Source organism: Aliiruegeria haliotis, from assembly GCF_003003255.1.
Classification (GTDB): domain Bacteria; phylum Pseudomonadota; class Alphaproteobacteria; order Rhodobacterales; family Rhodobacteraceae; genus Tropicimonas; species Tropicimonas haliotis.
Genome location: NZ_PVTD01000003.1, coordinates 292,886 through 312,008, shown reverse-complemented (window position 1 = coordinate 312,008; position 19,123 = coordinate 292,886). Strand labels below are relative to the sequence as shown.

15 protein-coding genes are annotated in these 19,123 nt (G+C 63.5%); 10 read left to right on the top strand and 5 right to left on the bottom strand.

Annotation, left to right across the window (positions count from 1 at the left end):
* Window positions 1-9 precede the first annotated feature (9 nt).
* The 3 genes from CLV78_RS10720 to CLV78_RS10710 all read left to right on the top strand — a co-directional run bounded on the left by CLV78_RS10720 (window position 10) and on the right by CLV78_RS10710 (window position 3,309).
* The gene (locus CLV78_RS10720) at window positions 10-1,581 is read left to right on the top strand and encodes a GMC family oxidoreductase (protein WP_106204798.1); all 1,572 of its coding nucleotides are present in this window, start codon (window positions 10-12) and stop codon (window positions 1,579-1,581) included.
* A gap of 83 nt (window positions 1,582-1,664) precedes the next feature.
* Window positions 1,665-2,906: a PQQ-dependent sugar dehydrogenase gene (locus CLV78_RS10715; protein ID WP_106204797.1), complete on the top strand. Its 1,242-nt coding sequence runs from the start codon at window positions 1,665-1,667 to the stop codon at window positions 2,904-2,906.
* Window positions 2,907-2,979: 73 nt separating this feature from the next.
* The gene (locus CLV78_RS10710) at window positions 2,980-3,309 is read left to right on the top strand and encodes a c-type cytochrome (protein WP_158263505.1); all 330 of its coding nucleotides are present in this window, start codon (window positions 2,980-2,982) and stop codon (window positions 3,307-3,309) included.
* Between the two features lie 12 nt (window positions 3,310-3,321).
* Here CLV78_RS10710 and CLV78_RS10705 read toward each other — a convergent pair whose 3' ends face one another.
* From CLV78_RS10705 to betI, 3 genes are all read right to left on the bottom strand, one after another.
* Window positions 3,322-3,738 carry a universal stress protein gene (locus tag CLV78_RS10705; RefSeq protein WP_106204795.1) on the bottom strand — a complete coding sequence of 139 codons (417 nt, stop codon included), beginning with the start codon at window positions 3,736-3,738 and terminating at the stop codon, window positions 3,322-3,324.
* 427 nt (window positions 3,739-4,165) lie between these two features.
* Entirely contained in the window at window positions 4,166-5,824 is a 1,659-nt protein-coding gene (betA, locus tag CLV78_RS10700; protein ID WP_106204794.1) for a choline dehydrogenase, read from the bottom strand.
* Entirely contained in the window at window positions 5,821-6,438 is a 618-nt protein-coding gene (gene betI / locus CLV78_RS10695) for a choline-binding transcriptional repressor BetI (protein ID WP_425427939.1), read from the bottom strand. Before betI ends, betA begins: the two co-directional genes overlap by 4 nt.
* 122 nt (window positions 6,439-6,560) lie before the next feature.
* On the opposite strand from betI, the gene CLV78_RS10690 reads away from it, so the two are divergent.
* The 7 genes from CLV78_RS10690 (at window position 6,561) to CLV78_RS10660 (ending at window position 13,507) form a co-directional block, all read left to right on the top strand.
* A complete protein-coding gene (locus CLV78_RS10690) occupies window positions 6,561-7,484 on the top strand; it encodes a choline ABC transporter substrate-binding protein (protein ID WP_106204792.1) in 924 nt (307 codons plus the stop codon).
* A 137-nt stretch (window positions 7,485-7,621) separates the two neighbouring features.
* Window positions 7,622-8,458 carry a choline ABC transporter permease subunit gene (gene choW / locus CLV78_RS10685; RefSeq protein ID WP_106204791.1) on the top strand — a complete coding sequence of 279 codons (837 nt, stop codon included), beginning with the start codon at window positions 7,622-7,624 and terminating at the stop codon, window positions 8,456-8,458.
* A complete protein-coding gene (gene choV, locus CLV78_RS10680) occupies window positions 8,455-9,489 on the top strand; it encodes a choline ABC transporter ATP-binding protein (protein WP_106204790.1) in 1,035 nt (344 codons plus the stop codon). Before choW ends, choV begins: the two co-directional genes overlap by 4 nt.
* 197 nt (window positions 9,490-9,686) lie before the next feature.
* Window positions 9,687-10,550, top strand: coding sequence for an FAD binding domain-containing protein (locus tag CLV78_RS10675; protein ID WP_106204789.1), 864 nt, complete (start codon window positions 9,687-9,689; stop codon window positions 10,548-10,550).
* A complete protein-coding gene (locus CLV78_RS10670) occupies window positions 10,547-11,029 on the top strand; it encodes a (2Fe-2S)-binding protein (RefSeq protein ID WP_106204788.1) in 483 nt (160 codons plus the stop codon). Before CLV78_RS10675 ends, CLV78_RS10670 begins: the two co-directional genes overlap by 4 nt.
* A complete protein-coding gene (locus CLV78_RS10665; RefSeq protein WP_106204907.1) occupies window positions 11,029-13,269 on the top strand; it encodes a xanthine dehydrogenase family protein molybdopterin-binding subunit in 2,241 nt (746 codons plus the stop codon). Before CLV78_RS10670 ends, CLV78_RS10665 begins: the two co-directional genes overlap by 1 nt.
* Window positions 13,262-13,507, top strand: coding sequence for a MoaD/ThiS family protein (locus CLV78_RS10660; protein WP_106204787.1), 246 nt, complete (start codon window positions 13,262-13,264; stop codon window positions 13,505-13,507). The genes CLV78_RS10665 and CLV78_RS10660 overlap by 8 nt, the downstream gene beginning before the upstream one ends.
* A gap of 203 nt (window positions 13,508-13,710) precedes the next feature.
* Here the strand turns inward: CLV78_RS10660 and CLV78_RS23875 are convergent, their stop codons facing one another.
* Both CLV78_RS23875 and CLV78_RS10650 read right to left on the bottom strand, forming a co-directional pair.
* Window positions 13,711-18,111 carry a cadherin domain-containing protein gene (locus tag CLV78_RS23875; RefSeq protein WP_211300978.1) on the bottom strand — a complete coding sequence of 1,467 codons (4,401 nt, stop codon included), beginning with the start codon at window positions 18,109-18,111 and terminating at the stop codon, window positions 13,711-13,713.
* Window positions 18,112-18,450: 339 nt separating this feature from the next.
* Window positions 18,451-18,651, bottom strand: a complete 201-nt coding sequence (locus tag CLV78_RS10650) for a hypothetical protein (protein WP_106204786.1) — start codon at window positions 18,649-18,651, stop codon at window positions 18,451-18,453.
* Window positions 18,652-19,123: the final 472 nt, after the last annotated feature.

The following is a 19,123-nucleotide window of genomic DNA, read 5'->3' as shown; positions in this document are numbered from 1 at the left end:
GGCGTAACAATGGCTGCACCATTTGAACTGAGCGACGACAGCGTTGTCGTCATCATCGGAACCGGCGCCGGCGGCGGCGTTTTGGCGAACGAACTGGCCCAGAAGGGCGTCAGCGTCGTTTCACTGGAAGCTGGCGGACGTTACCTGCCCGAGGACTATATCAACGACGAGTGGGAGAGCTTTGGTCAGCTGGCCTGGCTCGATGCGCGCACCACATCGGGTGACTGGCGGGTCGCGAACGACTTCTCCGGTCTGCCGGCATGGATCGTGAAGGCGGTTGGCGGCACCACCACGCACTGGGCCGGCGCGTCGCTGCGCTTCCAGGACCACGAGTGGAAAGCGGCGACGACCTATGGCCCCGTGCAGGGCGCGAACCTGCTCGACTGGCCGATCGATCCCCGCGAGATGGACGACTACTACACCAAGGCCGAAAACAAGCTAGGCGTCACCCGCACCGGGGACCGCGCCGGGCTGCCGGGCAACAACAACTACAAGGTGTTCGAAGCCGGGGCCAAGGCGCTTGGCTACGAAGAGGTCAGCACCGGCCGCATGGCGATCAACTCGGCCAGCAATGATGACCGTGCGGCCTGCCAGCAGACCGGGTTCTGCTTCCAGGGCTGCAAATGGGGTGCCAAGTGGTCGGCAGCCTATACGGACATTCCGCGCGGCGAGGCGACGGGGAATCTGGAAGTGCGCGAGCGGGCCCATGTGTTGAAGATCGAGCATGACGACAGCGGCAAGGTGACGGGCGTGCTCTATGCCGATGCCGACGGCAACCAGCATCTGCAAAAGGCGCGCATTGTCTGCGTGGCGGGGAACTCGATCGAAAGCCCGCGGCTGTTGCTGAACTCGGCCTCAAACATGTTCCCCGAAGGGCTGGCCAACAGCTCCGGACAGGTCGGGCGCAACTACATGCGGCACATGACCGGCTCGGTCTATGCGGTGTTCGACAAGCCGGTGAAGATGTGGCGCGGCACCACAATGGCGGGCATCATCCAGGACGAGGCGCGTCACGATCCCTCACGCGGTTTTGTCGGTGGTTACGAGTTGGAGACGCTGGCGCTTGGCCTGCCCTTCATGGCCGCCTTCCTCGATCCCGGTGGCTGGGGGCGCGAGTTCACAACCGCGCTCGACAGCTACGAGAACATGGCGGGAATGTGGATCGTCGGCGAGGACATGCCGCAGGAGACCAACCGCATCACGCTCAACCACGACGTGAAGGATCAATACGGCTTGCCGGCGCCCAACGTGCACTTCGACGACCACCCGAACGACGTCGCGATGCGCAACCACGCCTACAAACAGGGTATGGCCGTCTACGAAGCGGTTGGGGCGACCCGGGTCTTCCCGACGCCACCCTATCCGTCCACGCACAACCTCGGCACCAACCGGATGTCCGAAAACTCGCGTGACGGCGTGGTGAACAAGCACGGGCAGACGCATGACATTGCCAACCTGTTCATCTCGGACGGCAGCCAGTTCACCACCGGCGCGGCCGAGAACCCGACCCTGACCATCGTGGCACTTGCCATCCGTCAGGCCGACTTCATCGCCGCGGAGATGGGCAAGAACAACATCTGACAACCAAGGCGACAGGCAAAGCGGATCACGGGGCGTGAGGTTCTCGCGCCCCGCGATGAAACTCGATCAAATGGGAGGACACCATGAAGACACTTGCAACCGCAGCCACGGCCCTTACGCTTCTGGCCGGGCCGGGACTGGCCCAGAGCAACCTTGAGAAACTGGGGGCCTTCAAGGTCACTGGCACCAAGGAACACACCTTTATCGAACAGGAGGGGCCGCAGGCGGACTCCATCCGCGAGGTGCTGGAAGGCATCACGCTGCCCGAGGGCTTCAAGATCGAGCTGTATGCCCTGGTGCCGGATGCCCGGCACATGGCAATGGCACCGCAGGGGACCGTCCTTTTCGTGGGTACAAAAAAGTCCAAGGTCTGGGCCGTGATGGACCGCGACCGCAACCGCGTGGCCGACGAGGTCAAGGATTTCGCGCCGTCGCTGGAGTTGGACGTGCCCAACGGTGTGGCCTTCTCCAAGGACGGTTTTCTGTTCATCGCAGAGCGAAACCGCGTGATGATGTACCCTGCGGCGGAGTTCTTCCATGAGAGCCCCGACGTGGTCGCCGTTCCCATCGTTCCGCAGGGCGATCTGATCCCGGTGGACGAAGAGAGCTACAATCACACCGCCCGCGTCATCAAGGTCGGCCCGGATGACAAGCTCTACATTTCACTTGGACAGCCATTCAACGTGGCACCGGCCGAGAAACTGGACCTCTACAATGAGGTCGGGATCGGCGGCATGATCCGGATGAACCGCGACGGCACTGGGCGTGAGGTCTATACCTACGGCATCCGCAACTCGGTCGGCCACGATTTCCATCCCGAGACTGGCGAGCTTTGGTTCACCGACAACCAGGTCGACGGCATGGGGGACGATATCCCGCCGGGTGAAATCAACCGTCAGACCGAGGCCGGCCAGCACTTCGGCCACCCGTGGTTTGGTGGCGGAACCGTGCGGACCAACGAATATGCCGGCGAAGAGGTCCCGGTTGATGTCGTCCACCCGGTCTCCGAAACCATCGCCCATGCGGCGGACCTCGGCATGTCCTTCTACACTGGCAAGATGTTCCCGGAGAAGTACAAGAACGCGATCTTCTCGGCCCAGCACGGGTCCTGGAACCGTACCGAGCCGGTGGGCGCGCGGGTCATGGTCAGCTTCATCGACGCTGATGGCAACGTGACGACCGAGCCCTTTGCCGAGGGATGGATCGATGAAAACGGTGAATACGATGGTCGCCCGGTCGACGTGATCTCGATGAAGGATGGATCCCTTCTCGTTTCTGATGACTTCGCGAATGCGATCTATCGGATCAGCTACTCCGCCGAGTGACACCTCTCCCGGGCTGGCCGCCGCAATGCGGCCAGCCCTTTGCTTACCTCACACCTGGAAAACCTGGAAAATCATGGCACGTCCCCTGTTGACCGGCATCCTGATGTCGGCCCTCTCCCTCTCTGCCCTTCCCACCCTGGCAGCGGACCTTGAAAACGGTCAGAAACTGGCGCGGAAATGCTCCGCCTGTCATGGCAAGGATGGCTTGTCCAAGGTCCCGGACGTGCCCAACCTTGCCGGCCAACCGGCCCTGTATCTCGAAAAGAGCCTCAAGGGCTTTCGCGACGGAAAACGGGAGGATCGGCGGATGACGTTGATGGCAGAGCCGTTGACGGACGCGGAGATCAAGGACCTCGCGGGGTGGTACGCGTCATTCGAACTCACGGTGACGATGCTGGAGTAGTCGCCCCGCCGTTCAGCCCCGCACAACCATGACCGTCGCCTTGGCGAGCGAGGCTACAGTGCCAGCGTCCGAAGGCAGGACGTGATCCAGAACGTTGGGCATATGGCCTTCCATCACGATCAGGTCGGCTTGCAGGTCTTCGGACGCGCGCACAAGCTTTTCGTCAAGTTCGACCCGGGGATCATGGCTGACGATGGCGTGGTACCCGGTGGCGACACCCTGTCTCTCCTGTTGAGCGGCCGCGAAGTCGGCAAGGTGCTGCGTGAAGTCCGCCGGTGAATGCCCGGCCACGCCCGGCGCGGTGCCGGTGACACCTGCGTAGATCACCGGGATGCCGAAATGCCGTGCCAGTTCGGCGGCGCAATCGAGCGATCTGGTCAGCTTTTCCTGGTGGGCAAGGTCCACGGGCACCATGATTTTCGTGAACATTTCCTCCTCCTGTCAGTTGGCAGCCGGGCGGAGGCAAGCTCTCCGCCTCTGCGAGATCGGGTGCGTCGCTGAAAGCGGCTTGGGCGCCCGGCCACAATGGAGCGGGTTTGCGATCATCCGGCGTGGCGTGCCGGTAGCCCGGCGTGCTGCCGCCGCAACCGGGAGCGGTTGCTTCCAAGCCTCCCTCCCCGACTGCCCGACACCTATCAGGTTCGGCCAAAGCTGTCGTTGACCTGCGTCAGGCTCGACAAGCGGGCGGCTTTCCTGCGGGCACTCGGGGTCGCCGGCGACGTCGGCAGTTTTGCTACCGCAGGAGGGCCGGGCACAACGATATCGACGAAGGGAAGCCTCGGGTTCGCCCGCCGATGCCGAGCCGCTCAACCGACCGTACAGAGCGCAGGAATCGGAAGCCTTCGGAAAGGCGCGTTCAGCGTTGCGCGTTCTGCCAGCGCGGGCTGAACCACGGTGTCAGGTTCTCCGGTGCCAGGCTGCGATCGAGGATGTGGTCGGAAACCTTCTCGCCGACCATGATCGACGGTGCATTCAGGTTGCCGTTGGGGATCCGCGGAAAGATGGAACTGTCCGCCAGCCGCAGGCCCTCGACGCCAATCACCCTTGCTTGCGGGTCAACCACCGCCATCGGGTCGTCGGCACGCCCCATTCGGCATGTGCCGCAGGGGTGATAGGCGCTTTCGGCGTGGTCGCGGATGAAGCCGTCGATCTCCGCATCGCTCTGAACATGGTGGCCGGGCTGGATCTCCTTGCTGACAAACGGTTCGAATGCCGTCTGCGCGAAGATCTCGCGGGTCAGGCGGATGCAGGTCCTGAAATCCTCCCAGTCCTGTTCCGTCGACATGTAGTTGAAGAAGATCCGGGGCGCTTCCTTGGGGTCGGACGATCGCAGCGTGACCTCGCCGCGGGAAGGGGATCGCATCGGGCCCACATGAGCCTGGAAACCGTGCCCTTCGGCGGCGACCTTGCCGTCGTAGCGAACGGCGATCGGCAGGAAATGGTACTGGATGTCCGGGTAGGACACGCCCGCGCGACTTCGGATGAAGGCCGCGCTTTCGAACTGGTTGGACGCGCCGTGGCCTTTCCCGGTAAAGAGCCATTGCGCCCCGATGAGGGCTTTGCCCCAAAGGTTCCAGTACTTGTAGAGCGTTATCGGCTGGCTCGCGGCCATCTGGACATAGACCTCCAGGTGATCCTGAAGGTTCTGTCCGACGCCCGGACGGTCGGCAACGATCTCGATCCCGTGCTCGGCCAGATGGCGCGCAGGACCAATGCCGGAGAGCATCAGGAGTTTCGGAGAGTTGATCGACGAGGCGGCGACGATCACTTCCTTCTGCGCCCGCAGGACCTCGACCCTGCCGCCGCGTTCGACCTCGACACCGACCGCTCGGCCATTCTCGATGACGATCCGGCGGGCCAGCGCCCGTGTCAGGCTGCAGTTCTTCCGGGCCAGTGCAGGTTTGAGATAGGCATTTGCCGTCGACCAGCGCCGTCCCTTCCAGACGGTCTGCTCCATCGGACCGAAGCCTTCCTGCTGCTTGCCGTTATAGTCGTCGGTCACCTCGTAGCCGGCCTGCCGGCCCGCCTCCACGAAGGCCGTGTGCAGCGGGTTGGAACGTGGCCCGCGCGTGACGTGCAGTGGCCCGTTCAGGCCGCGCCAGTCGGGGTCGCCGCCGTGACCGGCGTCGTTCCACGCCTCCATTCGCCGAAAGTAGGGAAGCACATCCGCGAAGCTCCAGCCGGATGCACCGCTTTCGGCCCAGTGGTCGAAGTCGCCGGCGTGTCCCCTGACATAGACCATGCCGTTGATGGACGAGGACCCGCCGATGACCTTCCCCCTTGGCGTTGCAAGCCTGCGTCCGCCGAGGTGCGGTTCCGGTTCGGATTGAAACCCCCAGTCGTAGAGACCCATGTTCATCGGATAGCTCAGGGCCGCGGGCATCTGGATCAGCGGCCCGCGATCGGACCCCCCGTGCTCGACGACAAGGACGGTGCGATCGGCCTCCGCAAGCCGAAAGGCCATTGCGCATCCGGCCGATCCGGCGCCGACAATAATGTACTCAGGCGCAGTCATCGGGACGTCCTCACCTCCGCAACGGGCGCTGCCTGGGGCGAATTCGTGGCCCGCGCCGCCGCGATCTCTGTCTCGAGCGCAGCACGCACCTGCGCCTCTGCCTCGTCATTCGTGGTTCCGTCACTTCGCAGCGCATGGTGCAGGTAGAGCCCGTCGATCAGGCCGGCGATCCGGGCTGCGATGTCACGGGCGTCGGCGCCGACCAATGGCCGGAGGTCGTGCACAAGGTTTGACTTGAGGCGCCTCTGGTAGACCGTCAGCAGGCGCAGGGCCTCGTTGGAGGATTGTGCGAGGACATAGAAGTTCAGCCATGCCGCTATGACTTCCCGGCGGAAGTTCGTTGGCGTGAATCCCGCCCGCACGATTGCATCGAGCCGATTTCGATGCCCTTCGACAGAGGCCAGTCCCTTGCGGACCTCGGCTCCGTAGGCCGACAGGGTAAACCGCATGGCACCGAGGAAAATCTGCTCCTTGCCGCCAAAATAATGGTGCGCCAGTGCCGAGGACACACCCGCACGCTTCGCGATCTGACTGACGGTCACCTCGAGCGAACCCGTGTTGCCAATCTCAACAATTGCGGCCTCAACCAGTGCCGCCCGACGGATGGGCTCCATTCCGACCCTTGGCATCGCGACGCGCTTTCTCCAAACTTGGTGTTGCAAAAACGTAGGTAGATTGTTTTTAATTGACTCGTCAATCAACAAAAAACCGAACGCGACAACAGGGATCGATCGACATGAAAAAAGCCGCCATTGTCACCATGCTCATGCTGGGGACCGCCGGGTCCGCCCATGCGAACTGCGACACAATCCGCTTCTCCGATGTCGGCTGGACCGACATCACCGCGACCACTGCGGCCACGACGGTCGTTCTGGACGCTCTGGGCTATGACACCGATATCAAGGTCCTGTCTGTGCCCGTGACCTATACGTCCATGGCCGAGGGGGATATCGACGTCTTCCTGGGGAACTGGATGCCAACCATGGAGGCCGATATCGCCCCATACCGCGATGCCGGCACTGTCGACACCGTCCGCGAGAACCTGACCGGTGCGAAGTACACGCTGGCAGTGAACAAGGTTGCCACGGAGCTTGGCATTAAGGATTTCGGCGATATTGCGAAATTCGAGGACGAACTGGACGGCGAGATCTACGGCATCGAGCCGGGCAACGACGGCAACAGGTTGATCCAGTCGATGATCGATGCCGACGCCTTCGGCCTGAGTGGATTCAAGGTCAAGGAAAGCTCCGAACAGGGGATGCTGGCGCAGGTGGCGCGGGCGACGAAGAAGGGCGATCCGATCGTCTTCCTTGGCTGGGAACCGCACCCGATGAATGCCAATTTCGAAATGGGCTACCTGTCGGGCGGTGACGACTACTTCGGCCCCGATCTTGGGGGCGCAACCGTCTACACGAACACCCGCGCCGGATTTGTCGAGGAATGCCCCAACGTCGGCAAGCTCTTGCAGAACCTCGTTTTCTCGCTTGAGATGGAGAACGAGATCATGGGAGCGATCCTTGATGGCGGCGAGGACCCGGACAAGGCCGCAAGTGCCTGGCTCGCAGCCAACAGCGACGCCTGGATGGCATGGCTCGACGGCGTTACCACCAAGGATGGCGGTGATGCGGCCGAGGCGGTGAAGGCTTCGCTGGAAATGTGATCCTTCGCGGGTCAGACTGACCGCAGCCTGCGACCGCACCCGTTGTGGCGCAGGCTGTTTCTTCCGGCAAGGCGGCGGCCCATTCGGCGCGCCCCTATCGTCGGTCGATGGCACACTACCGTCCCCATGGAGAACCAATGGACTGGTTGACAGAATACAAGATCCCGGTCGGGTCGGCGGCCGAGGCGGTTTTCGACTGGCTCCAGACGCATGGCGAATGGTTCTTCGACGGGCTGTCGGACCTGCTGGAGGCGTTGATCGATGCCATCCTCTGGGGCCTTCAGGCGCCGCCGCCGCTTCTGACGGTCGCGGTCTTCGTGGCAATCACCTGGGGGTTGCAGCGCAGTTGGAAGACGTGCCTGTTCGTGGCGCTCGGGTTCCTGTTCATCATCAACCAGGGGTATTGGGAGGCCACCACGGAAAGCCTGACCCTGGTGTTGTCCGCCTGCGTCGTCTGCATGTCCGTGGGCGTGCCGGTGGGCATAGCAGCGGCCCATCGCCCAAGGCTCTACGCGGCAATGCGGCCCGTGCTGGACCTGATGCAGACCCTGCCGACGTTCGTCTACCTGATCCCGGCGATCGTGTTCTTCGGAATCGGCATGGTGCCGGGTTTGATCGCCACCGTCGTTTTCGTCCTCCCCGCCCCGATCCGCTTGACCTGGCTGGGCGTGTCCTCAACCCCCAAGCCTCTGCTTGAGGCCGCGCGGGCCTTCGGGGCGACGCCCTCGCAGGTGTTGACGAAGGTCGAGCTGCCCTATGCCTTTCCGCAGATCATGGCGGGGCTGAACCAGACCATCATGCTGTCCCTGTCGATGGTGGTGATCGCGGCGCTGGTCGGTGCCGACGGTCTGGGTGTGCCCGTCGTCCGGGCGCTCAACCAGGTCAATACGGCGCTCGGTTTCGAGTCCGGTTTCGTGATCGTCGTCGTCGCGATCATGCTGGACCGGATCCTGCACGTGGGGGCCAAGAAATGACCACCGCAGTCCGCTTCGACAAGGTCTCGATCGTCTTTGGCCGCCACCCGGAGCGTGCCCTGCCGCTCATGGACGCCGGAAAGAGCCGGTCGGAGATCCAGGCCGAGACCCGGCAAGTGCTCGGCGTGCACGATTGCTCGCTTGAAGTCGAGCATGGCGAGATCCTGGTGCTGATGGGGCTCTCGGGCTCCGGTAAGTCGACCCTTCTGCGTGCGGTCAACGGGCTGAACCCGGTGGCGCGTGGTTCCGTGCAGGTGAATGACGGTGGCGAGATGGTCGACATCTCGAACGCCGACACGGCGACGTTGCGCCGACTGCGCCTCTCGAAGGTCTCCATGGTATTCCAGCAGTTCGGGCTGTTGCCCTGGCGGACCGTGCGGGAGAACGTCGGGCTGGGGCTGGAGCTTGGTGGTATGCCGCGTGCAGAGAGGGCGGCCAAGGTCGACGAGCAGCTTGAACTGGTGAACCTGTCGGAATGGGGCGACCGAAAGGTTGCCGAGCTGTCCGGTGGCATGCAGCAGCGTGTGGGGTTGGCCCGCGCATTTGCGACCGACGCCCCGATCCTGTTGATGGACGAACCTTTCTCCGCGCTGGACCCGCTTATTCGCGCACGTCTTCAGGACGAGTTGCTTGAAGTGCAGGAGCGGTTGAAGAGGACGATCATCTTCGTGAGCCATGACCTTGATGAGGCGTTCAAGATCGGCAATCGGATCGCAATCCTGGAGGGGGGGCGCATCGTGCAATGCGGCACCCCGCGGGAGATCTTCTCCAGTCCCACGAACGAGTACGTCGAGGACTTTGTCGCGCATATGAACCCGCTTGGCGTGTTGCGTGCCTCCGACGTGATGGAAGATCTTACTGTTCCCGCGCCGGGCCGCACCATGGGCGCCGATACGCCGGTCGAGGACGTGATGCGGATCCTGCTGCACGACAATGCCGCAGTTGGCGTCCACAGGGGCGGCAAGCTCGTGGGGCAGGTGACCCGGGCGACGGTGATGCGCAGGTTGCTCGACCCGCGGGCAGATTTGTAAGGTGAAACGGGCGATAGACAGGGGATCGGCCCCGGCCATACCGGCTATTGCCGGGCTTCGAGAGGCACGGCGTCTGTCGGGACCGTGACCGTGTTGCCCTTCGGGCAGATGCGCCATGGTGTTGACCGATGCGGTCAGACATGTCCAATGGCACCGAACGGACGAACGTGCAGACCAGACAATCGACGAGGTGAGGCATGCGATATCACACACCATCCAGTTTTGAGGAAGCCTCGGAAATCGCCGCGGCGGCGCCCGGGATCACCCGCATTCTTGCCGGGGGGACCGACGTTCTTGTGCAATTGCGCGCCGACATCGTCGAACCGGACGATCTGATCGACATAAAGCGCATTTCTGGTACCGGCGATATCACCCGCTCCGATGACGGCGGCTGGGTGATCGGTGCAGCCGTGCCCGGCGTCAGCCTGAGCGAGCATGCCGCCTTGTGCGCGGACTGGCCCGGCGTTGTCGAAGGCATGGCACTGGTGGGTTCGACTCAGGTGCAGGGCAGGGCGACGCTGACCGGAAACCTCTGCAACGGATCGCCTGCGGCGGACTCCGTGCCAGGAATGATCGCCGCCGGCGCCGAGGTGTCGGTTGTTGGACCGCAAGGCCCCCGCCGGATTGCCATCGAGTCCGTTCCGGTCGGCCCGGGCAAGATCAGTCTGGCGAAGGGCGAGATCGTGACCGCGATCCACTTGCCGTCGCGTGGCGCGCAGGGCGGCGACGCCTACGAACGCTTCATCCCGCGCACGGAGATGGATATTGCCGTGGTTGGCGTCGCAGTGAACCTGCGACGTGACGGAGCAACGATCACCGAGGCCAGGGTGGCCATTGGTGCGGTTGCCCCGACTCCGCTTCTGGTGCCCGAAGCTGGCGCGGCTCTTGTCGGGTCCACGCTGGACGATGCATCGCTGGCAGCCCTGTCTGAGGCTGTATCGGCAGCCTGCAATCCGATCGACGACAAACGCGGAACCATCGAGTTCAGAACCCATGTGGCCGGCGTTCTGGCAAAGCGTGTTGCCAGAACTGCCTACGACCGTGCCGGAGACGCAAAATGAGCATGATGCATGTGAACACGACAGTGAACGGCGACGAGGTCGAGTTCCTGTGCGACAGCCGGGAAACGCTTCTCGACGCCCTCAGGGACCGCCTTGGGCAGATGGGCGCGAAGGAGGGGTGCGGAACCGGTGATTGCGGTGCCTGTTCGGTGACACTCGACGGTCGTCTCGTTTGCTCGTGCCTTGTATTGGCCGCCGAAGCCGAAGGCAGGCAGGTCGGTACCGTGGAAGGCATGGCCGAGGACGGCGGGACGCTGCATCCGCTGCAACGCAAGTTCATCGAACACGCGGCATTGCAATGTGGGATCTGCACACCGGGCATTCTGGTGGCGGCGAAGGCGTTGCTGGAGCAAAACCCGGACCCGAGCGAAACCGAGATCCGATATTGGCTGGCAGGGAACCTCTGCCGCTGTACCGGGTATGACAAGATCGTGCGCGCTGTGCTCGATGCGGCCGCCGAGATGCGGGAGGACGCATGATGGCACTGGACGATCGCAAGACGAACTTCAAGTACATTGGCACACGGCCAGACCGGCCCGATGGGCTGGACAAGGTGACCGGACGGGCGCGGTATGGCGCGGATATCCAGGCTCCCGGGATGTTGCACGGCGCCATCGTGCGCTCGCCTCATGCACACGCACGGATCCTGAAGATCGACGCCAGCAAGGCGCTTGCTCTCAAGGGGGTGAAGGCCGTCGTGACCCGTGCGGACTTTCCGACCGGACTCACCGGCGAGGATTGGAACCTGCAGGAAAATGTCATGGCGGGCGAAAAGGCGCTGTACGACGGCCATGCCGTGGCCGCGGTTGCCGCCAGTTCCGCGCTGATTGCGCGGGACGCTGCCAAGCTGGTCGAGGTCGAGTATGAACCGCTGCCGCATGTGACGGACGTGGACGCAGCGATGCGGCCCGATGCACCGGTGATCCGAGAAGGTGCCGCGGATTACTCGGTGCCCGAAGGGATGCATCCCAATGTCGTGCGGCGAATTGAGTTCGGCCGTGGCGATATGGACGCGGCCTTTGCCGAAGCCGACGAGGTGCTGGAAGCGACCTACCGCACGGAAGCAACCCACCAGGGATACATCGAGCCGCACGCCTGCCTTGCGCAGCTTGGGGCTGACGGAAAGGGCGAGTTGTGGTGCTGCACGCAAGGCCATTGGTTCGTGCGGCGAATGTGTGCCTCGGTTCTGGGGCTGGACGCCAGCCAGCTTCGGGTCACGCCGTCGGAGATCGGCGGGGGCTTCGGTGGCAAGACGACCATTTTCATCGATCCGGTCGCGCTCGCGCTTTCGCGAAAGGCCGGTCGGCCGGTGAAAATCGTCATGTCGCGATCAGAGGTCCTGCGAGCGACGGGGCCAACGGCGTCGGCGTCGATGGACATCAAGCTGGGCATGAAGCGTGACGGTACGATCACTGCGGCGCAGGGCACGTTTCGCTTGCAGGGCGGTGCCTTTCCCGGGGCGCCGACAGCGGAGACCATGCAATGTGCCTTCGCGTGCTACGAGATCCCGGCAATTCTCGAAATCGGCTATGACGTCATCACAAACCGACCGAAACAGGCAGCCTACCGGGCACCCGGTGCGCCAATGGGGGCATTCGCGGCGGAAAGTGCCATCGACGAGCTGTGCCGTCGCATGGGGCTCGATCCGCTCGAAGTCCGCCTGAAGAACGCCGTCAAGGAGGGGAGCAAGTCCAGCTATGGGCCGACCTATCCCCGGATCGGGCTCGTCGAGACGCTGGAAGCCGCGAAGGCGCATCCTCACTACTCGGCGCCGCTTGGGCCCAACCAAGGCAGGGGCGTCGCCTCCGGCTATTGGTTCAACTGGGGCGGAGAGACCTCCGTGTCGATGGCGGTGTCCGAAGACGGCACAGTTCAGGTAAGCGTTGGCACGCCTGATATCGGCGGGTCCCGCGCATCGATGTCGCTCATGGCGGCGGAGGCGCTTGGGATCCCCTACGAAAACGTGCGCTGCAACGTGGTCGACACGGGCGCGCTCGGTGTCAACGAACCCACGCACGGAAGCCGGGCAACCTATGCCAGCGGGCTGGCGACCATCGAGGCAGCCCGGGAGATCGCGGGGAAGCTTTGTCAGCGCGCCGCCGACAAATGGGGGATCGATGCCGAAGCGGTGATCTGGGAGGATGGATGTGCCAAGCCTTCCGGGCCGAACGCGGGAGATTTCCCGCCAATGCCCATCGCCGAGATAGCCGCCGAGATGGGCCAGACAGGCGGTCCGATCTCGGGCCATTTCGAGGCAACGCCCAACGGCCATGGCGGGAGCTTCGGAACCCATATCGTCGATATCGAGGTCGACCCCGAAACCGGACGCACGACGGTGGTGCGCTACACGGTCGTGCAGGATGCCGGCAAGGCGATCCACCCGGCCTATGTCGAAGGGCAGTTCCAGGGTGGCGCCGCGCAGGGGATCGGCTGGGCGCTCAATGAAGAGTACATCTATGGAACCGATGGCAGATTGCAGAATCCCGTGTTCCTCGACTACCGCGTTCCCGTCGCCTCCGATCTGCCAATGATCGATACCGTGATCGTGGAGGTTCCCAATCCCGGCCATCCCTATGGCGTTCGCGGGGTCGGCGAGACCGGCATCACGCCGCCGCTTCCGGCCATCGCTAATGCCGTCGCAGGTGCGACGGGCGTACGGCTTCGCCAATTGCCGATGACGCCGCCGCGCATACTCGCCGCGATCCAGGCCAATGGTTGAGGTGAACCTCTGGTCCGGGCTGCGTCCTCTGGCCGATGGCAAGGACTGCGTCGAGGTGGAGGCCACAACGGTGCGGGACATGCTGTCGGCCCTTGTCGACGCCTACCCGGGCCTGAAGCCCGCGATCGATGCGGGCGTGTCGATCGCCATGGATGGTCGCATCGTCACCGGCGGATTGAACGAGACCCTGGATGGCGTGCAGGAAGTCTATCTCCTGCAACGCCTGAAAGGGGGCTAGGCGGCGGTTCGCTCCGTGTTGCAAGAGCTGCGTCGCGCCATTGATCTGCCCCGGGTCCACCGGCGCGGCGAGGCGGGCGCGATAGGGCCAATTGCGTGCGCGATCTGACGCTGGCCCCACCACGTCGCCACGTGGCTTGCTGCCAGCGCCGATCCGGATTGCCCGTGGTCGGCTCGTTGTCTCCTCTGGTGCCCGTAGGGCTGTCAGGCCAGCAGGGGATCGTCGAACAACAGCTCGAACTCGTACACCACGCCGTCGTTTTCGTCGGGCACGGAATCGTTGTCCTCGCCGCGGGCAACCATGTACAGGCTCCGCTGGCTTGCGTTCCCGCTGCTCGGCCCGAGGGTCAATCCGGCCGAGTTCTCTACATTGGCCGCCGAAGTGTCGAACGTCGCCAGAAGCTCCCCGGTGGTCGTGATCATGGCCACGGAATCGTCTGAGGCCGTCACGTAGAGCGCATCGAAAACCGGATCGTATGCGATGCCTTCGGGGTCCGAGATTCCAAGTGGTTCACTGTCGAAGCTGAACACGATATCGTCCCCGCCTTCGGAGGACACGCCATCGAAGACACCGTTCGTGCCGGGATCCAGCGTATAGATCCTGGAGCCGACCCCGTCCACGATATAGAGGACATCGCGCGAGGTATCGTAGGCCAACCCCTCCGGGTCGGTGCTGCCAAAGGCACCCGTCGAGAAGTACGTCACGCTGTCGTCGACAGTGTCGTAGTTGCCATCGGGCCCGGGATCGAGTTCGTAGATGCCGCGTGGCCCGGAATCGTCCGAAATGAAGAGGTGCCGGTTGGTCGGGTTGTATGTGATCCCGGCTGGTTCGTCGGAAAACCCTATGGTCGTGAGCGTTTCCTGAAGCGTGCCGTCAAGGTCGATCCGGAAAAGGTTGTCTCCGGTAAAGAGCGTTGGGATCTCGTTGACTTCGCCATCCGAAACAAGAAGCGATCCCAGGTGCTCGATGAAGACAATCCCGGATGTGTCCGGTGCAGGCGGCGACCACAGGGACGCATCGACAGAATTGACCAATCCGAGCCCGGTGGGCAGCAACTCACCCACGACGCTGAGCCCGAAAGTCTCGCTGGTGATGCTGCCGTCGGTGGATGTCGCGGTGACCGACAACGTGATGGATGGCTCGCTCAGGGCGTTCAGTGTCCCGGAGCCTGACCGTGTGATGACACCGGTCGTGGCGTCGATGGTGAAGCGGGCATCGTCGATGCTGTAGCTGACGGAATCGCCGGGATCTGGGTCGGACGCGGATGCGGTGATCCCGACCGAGGTTCCGGCGACAGCGGCCTCGGCGATCCTGTCGGCAGTTGGGTTCGAATCCGCGGGAGTGTCGAATGCGACCGGTTCCGGGTCGTCCTGCACAGCGAGAACGAAGGTTTCGACCGCGCTGCTGAAATCCGACGAATCTGCCCTCACGCTGAGCGTCACAAAGGGTTCGGTCACGGCATCGAGCGTACCCGTGCCCGACCGTGTGATGACCCCGGTCGTGGGATGAATGGTGAAACGCGGATCGTCGATGCTGAATGTGACCGTGTGTCCGGGGTCCGGGTCGTCGGCGTCTGCCGTGATCCCGACCGCTGCTCCGGCAGCGGCCAGTTCACCGATCTGGTTCATTCCCGGATCCGAGTCCGGCGGCGTATTGAATGATACCGGGTCCGTCACCGGCCCGGCGGGAACCCACTCGACATGCAGCAGCGCGGCGCCATCTTCGTCGCCGTCAAAGGCCTCTGCCGTCCGGGTTCCGGTGCCGCTGATCATGAACACCATGTCATTGAGCGACGACCAGCCGGACCGGTTGACGATCTCCTGAACTATCGCCGCGAGGTTCGGTGTCTGCTGATCCGGGCCGGCCTCTCCGACCACTGTCCAGTCTGCCGGAGTCCATTCCACCGAGGCGTCCGTGCGCACGCGCGAGAAAATGTTCTGCGCGGTGCTGGTAAAGGTCGCTGCGTCGTCGGTGTCCTCCCCCCGGATGGTGAGTGAAACGGGACCGGTATCCACTTCGTCGGCCTGGAACTGGATGTGGGCATCGGTGATGATCGCGCCTTTGGGAATGTCGATCCCGGTGAAGCGGAGGCCGACCGTCTGCTCCTTGGTGCGGTCATAGGACATTTCGAGGTCGGAGCTGGAAAGCGACATTCGGTCGGAGCTTCCACGCTCTTCCGCGTCGTCGCTGCTGGTCAAAATCCGGGATTCGAAGACAAATGGCGTTCTGTCGCCCACGGTTATCGTGACCGTCCCGATACCAAGGTCGCCATCGCTGTCAGCGGCCGTGTAGGTGAAGCTGTCAATCCCGATCAGCCCCGTGGGTGGCGTGTAGGTAAACGTGCCATCCCCGTTGTGGGCGACCGTGCCCCCTTCCACGCTCAGGGTGTCGAAAGTCGATATGCTGGCGGGGCCGTCGCCCGGATCGTCATTGGCCAGGACGTTGGCGGTGACGACAGCGGTGTCGACGGGGGTGGTCTCGTTGTCGTCGACCGGGTCGGGAGCGCGGTCGATGGAGACCGTGGTCTGTGCAGTGTTGGAGATCTGCACCCCGTCCTCGACCGTGACGTCGATTGTCCGGCTGACGTTGCCAGGCGTGTCGCTGGTGTTGCGGAACAGGACCTGCTGAAGCGCCGCTTCATAATCGGCCAGCGTGGCTGATCCGGTCAGGATGACCTGCGACGCGGTGGAGGCCGGATCGACCCCGATGCCAGCGGGCAGGCTGCCGGTGTTCACGTCCAGCGTGTCTCCCGGCTGGGGATTGCTCAAAGAGATGACAGCCCGCGTGAGGTGGGTGTCATCCTCGTCGGTTATGGTGACGCTGGCGGGAGCCACCGCGACGGCGGGAGCGTTTTCGAGATACGTCACCGCGTTGCCGGTTCCGGTCGACGGGCCTTTGAGGTCAAGCACCGGCGGCTCGCCCTGATCAATCACGGTAACAGTTATGTCCTGCACGTCGGTCAACCCGTCGGAATCGGTCACCGTCACCTGCACGAGATAGTCGTTGTCGCCGTTGGCATCGGTGGGAGTTTCGTAGCTCGGGGCACTGGTGAAGCTGAGAACGCCGTTCGACGGATCGATCGTGAACGCGCCTGAGTCGGCCCCACCGCTGATGCTGTAGGTCAGTCCCGCGCCTTCGCTGTCCTCGTTGTCATTCGCCTCGATGTCGAGCACGGCTGTCTGGTTCTCGGCAACGGAGACAGCGGCGGGTGTGGTGATCGTCGGCTCGGGCCCGCCGGACAGCCATTCGACATGCAGAAGCGGGGCGCCTTCGGCTTCGCCGTCGAAAGCCTCAGCAGTTCGGGAACCGCTGCCAGTGATGATGAACGCAAGGTCATTGAGCGCGGTCCAGCCGCCCCGGTTAACGATTTCCTGAATGATCGCTGCCAGATCAGGTGTCCGCTGGTCGGCACCGGCCTCGCCCTTCGTCAGCCAGTCGGCCGGAGTCCATGCCACTGCGGCGTCGGTGTTCGCGCGCGAGGAAATGTTCCAGTTGGTGTTGGTGAAAACCGCGGCGTCATCGCTGTCATCGCCTCTGATCGTGAGAGATACGGGGCCGGTATCCACTTCGTCGGTCTGAAACTGGATATAGGCACTGGTTATGATTGCCCCTTGGGGAATGTCTATGCCGGTGAAACGGATGCCGACGGTTTGTTCCTTGCTGCCGTCCTGCGTCATTTCAAGGTCGGAGCTGTCGAGGGTGACCCTGCCCTTACTCTGGCGCTCCTCTGCGTCGTCGCTGCTGCTTGCCACACGGGTTTCGAATACCGTCGGCGTGGCCCCGGTCGCGTTGGCCGCTTTGGCCGCAGGGGGAGCGTCAGGGATGGCTGCGGTGGGGGTAATTGCGAAGCTCGCCGGGCCGTCTTGCGTCGAACCGGTAGCGTCCGCCGTGTCACCGTCGGTTTGACTGTCAGCGTCCGGGGGCGTCGGTGCGCCACCATCTCCATCCGGGGCGGCCTCGCGGAATGACGCTGTGCTGCTGGTGCCACCCACCGTGTGGGGCGGGATCGGTTCGGGGGGCGTGTCGCCGCCAGGGCTTGACCCCTGCAAAAGGCTTGTGAGGCTGAACGTTCCATAGGCCGAATTGCCGGCGAGGTCCGTGGCGACCACCGTATAGTTCACGGCATCGCCCCCAACCACGAAGCTCCAGTGCCCTTCATGCGCCATTGTGGTTCCGATCGGCGCGCGGTCATCGAAGATTCCAATACGGGTCCCAGCCTCGGCGGTGCCGACAAGTTCCAGCCCACCGTCGGGCACCTCATCGGCGGAAGTGATCTCGGGCACCGACGTGCCGGTATCGATCTCGACCTCGAATGGGTCCGATGTGCGTCGGTCAGCGCCTTGTCCGGTCTCGGCCCTGAAACCATAGAGACCGTCCGGAAGCGCGGAGGTCGTGAACGTCCAGTTCCCAGCCTCGTCCGACCTCGTGACGCCCAGCAAGACGCTCCCGGAAAGGATGCGCACTTCGACACTGGGGGCGCTGGTGCCGCTGAGCGTGGGTGTGGTGTCGTTGGTCAGGTTGTCGTTTGTCGTGCCCGAATTGTCGCTGAATTCGAGAATGGCGGGAACGGCGATTCCCTCTCTGGCCCGTCGCGGCGCTGGCATTGCGAAATCTCCTTCACGCCCGGATCCGGGCAATTGTCCCGACGCTCTGCATCGCTCTGCGATACTCGCCAGGTTGGCAAATTCCTTTTTTCGCTTTTGGCGGGGTGTCGGGCCGGACAGCACGCATATCGTGATCGCAAATGCGTTCGGGGGACGTCCACAGAAGGCGCTCCCCGCGACAGACGGGCTCGCCATATCCAACTGACGGAAATACCGCTTGAGCCCCGCAGTACGATGGTACCCCCGGGAGGTTTTCTGGCCAGTTCAATTCCGGGTTACCCCCGATGGGGCGATTGCGGGATCAATTCGCGCAGAAACGGGTGCGGTTGGGGCGTCGGGCTAGTGTAGGACCGGCTCCCGACCAACCCGCCAGGCCGGTCCGTAGAGGTCATCCAGACGTTGCATGACGTCCGAAAGCTGGTCGCGTTCCACCCGCGTGCGCACTCCACTCATCATCAGGCGGGCATAGAGACCGCGCAACTGCCAGAAGTCCAGCTTGGCGAGATCCTCCGGCGGCAGCTTTGGCAGATTCTGTTTCATGGGCAAGCAGATATCCCCATTCGAGCATGGATGGAAATGGCGCAGGCGCGTGACAGATCGTTCACCGGGAGTGCGCGGGGCGGTGCGCTTTCTGACAAGGCTTGCTTTGCCCGCAATCCGCTCCACCGGGCAAGGGCGATGGTGGAAACCGGCGAGACATTCATTCGATTTGCGATCCTGCCCGACTTTGCCCGTCGGTGTTGCGCCCGATTTTCGCTCCCGGCCATGCGGCCCTCGCCGATTCGTGAACGCGGGTGACACAGAGTTCTCGAGAAAACCTGCAACTGCCGTTCACCGGTCATGTACTCTCCTGAATGCCAGCTTGCTGTCTTCCATTTGCCCACAGGCGACATAGTGGGGCCGGACGGGCAAACATGGACAGCGGCGCTGTTGCCACAGCGCGCGCGTATGTGCCGTGCGCAATTTGATTGAAAAGGGCGTCCGGAATGGATAGGTCCCGCATCTTGGGCGC

Bases quoted from the DNA above. Each gene is read 5' to 3' on its own strand.
- CLV78_RS10690 (WP_106204792.1), top strand. From the start codon at position 6,561: ATGAAAAAAGCCGCCATTGTCACCATGCTCATGCTGGGGACCGCCGGG.
- CLV78_RS10710 (WP_158263505.1), top strand. From the start codon at position 2,980: ATGGCACGTCCCCTGTTGACCGGCATCCTGATGTCGGCCCTCTCCCTC.
- betA (WP_106204794.1), bottom strand. From the start codon at position 5,824: ATGACTGCGCCTGAGTACATTATTGTCGGCGCCGGATCGGCCGGATGC.
- CLV78_RS23875 (WP_211300978.1), bottom strand. From the start codon at position 18,111: ATGCCAGCGCCGCGACGGGCCAGAGAGGGAATCGCCGTTCCCGCCATT.
- CLV78_RS10670 (WP_106204788.1), top strand. From the start codon at position 10,547: ATGAGCATGATGCATGTGAACACGACAGTGAACGGCGACGAGGTCGAG.
- CLV78_RS10720 (WP_106204798.1), top strand. From the start codon at position 10: ATGGCTGCACCATTTGAACTGAGCGACGACAGCGTTGTCGTCATCATC.
- CLV78_RS10705 (WP_106204795.1), bottom strand. From the start codon at position 3,738: ATGTTCACGAAAATCATGGTGCCCGTGGACCTTGCCCACCAGGAAAAG.
- choV (WP_106204790.1), top strand. From the start codon at position 8,455: ATGACCACCGCAGTCCGCTTCGACAAGGTCTCGATCGTCTTTGGCCGC.
- betI (WP_425427939.1), bottom strand. From the start codon at position 6,438: ATGGAGCCCATCCGTCGGGCGGCACTGGTTGAGGCCGCAATTGTTGAG.
- choW (WP_106204791.1), top strand. From the start codon at position 7,622: ATGGACTGGTTGACAGAATACAAGATCCCGGTCGGGTCGGCGGCCGAG.
- CLV78_RS10715 (WP_106204797.1), top strand. From the start codon at position 1,665: ATGAAGACACTTGCAACCGCAGCCACGGCCCTTACGCTTCTGGCCGGG.
- CLV78_RS10665 (WP_106204907.1), top strand. From the start codon at position 11,029: ATGGCACTGGACGATCGCAAGACGAACTTCAAGTACATTGGCACACGG.
- CLV78_RS10660 (WP_106204787.1), top strand. From the start codon at position 13,262: ATGGTTGAGGTGAACCTCTGGTCCGGGCTGCGTCCTCTGGCCGATGGC.
- CLV78_RS10650 (WP_106204786.1), bottom strand. From the start codon at position 18,651: ATGAAACAGAATCTGCCAAAGCTGCCGCCGGAGGATCTCGCCAAGCTG.
- CLV78_RS10675 (WP_106204789.1), top strand. From the start codon at position 9,687: ATGCGATATCACACACCATCCAGTTTTGAGGAAGCCTCGGAAATCGCC.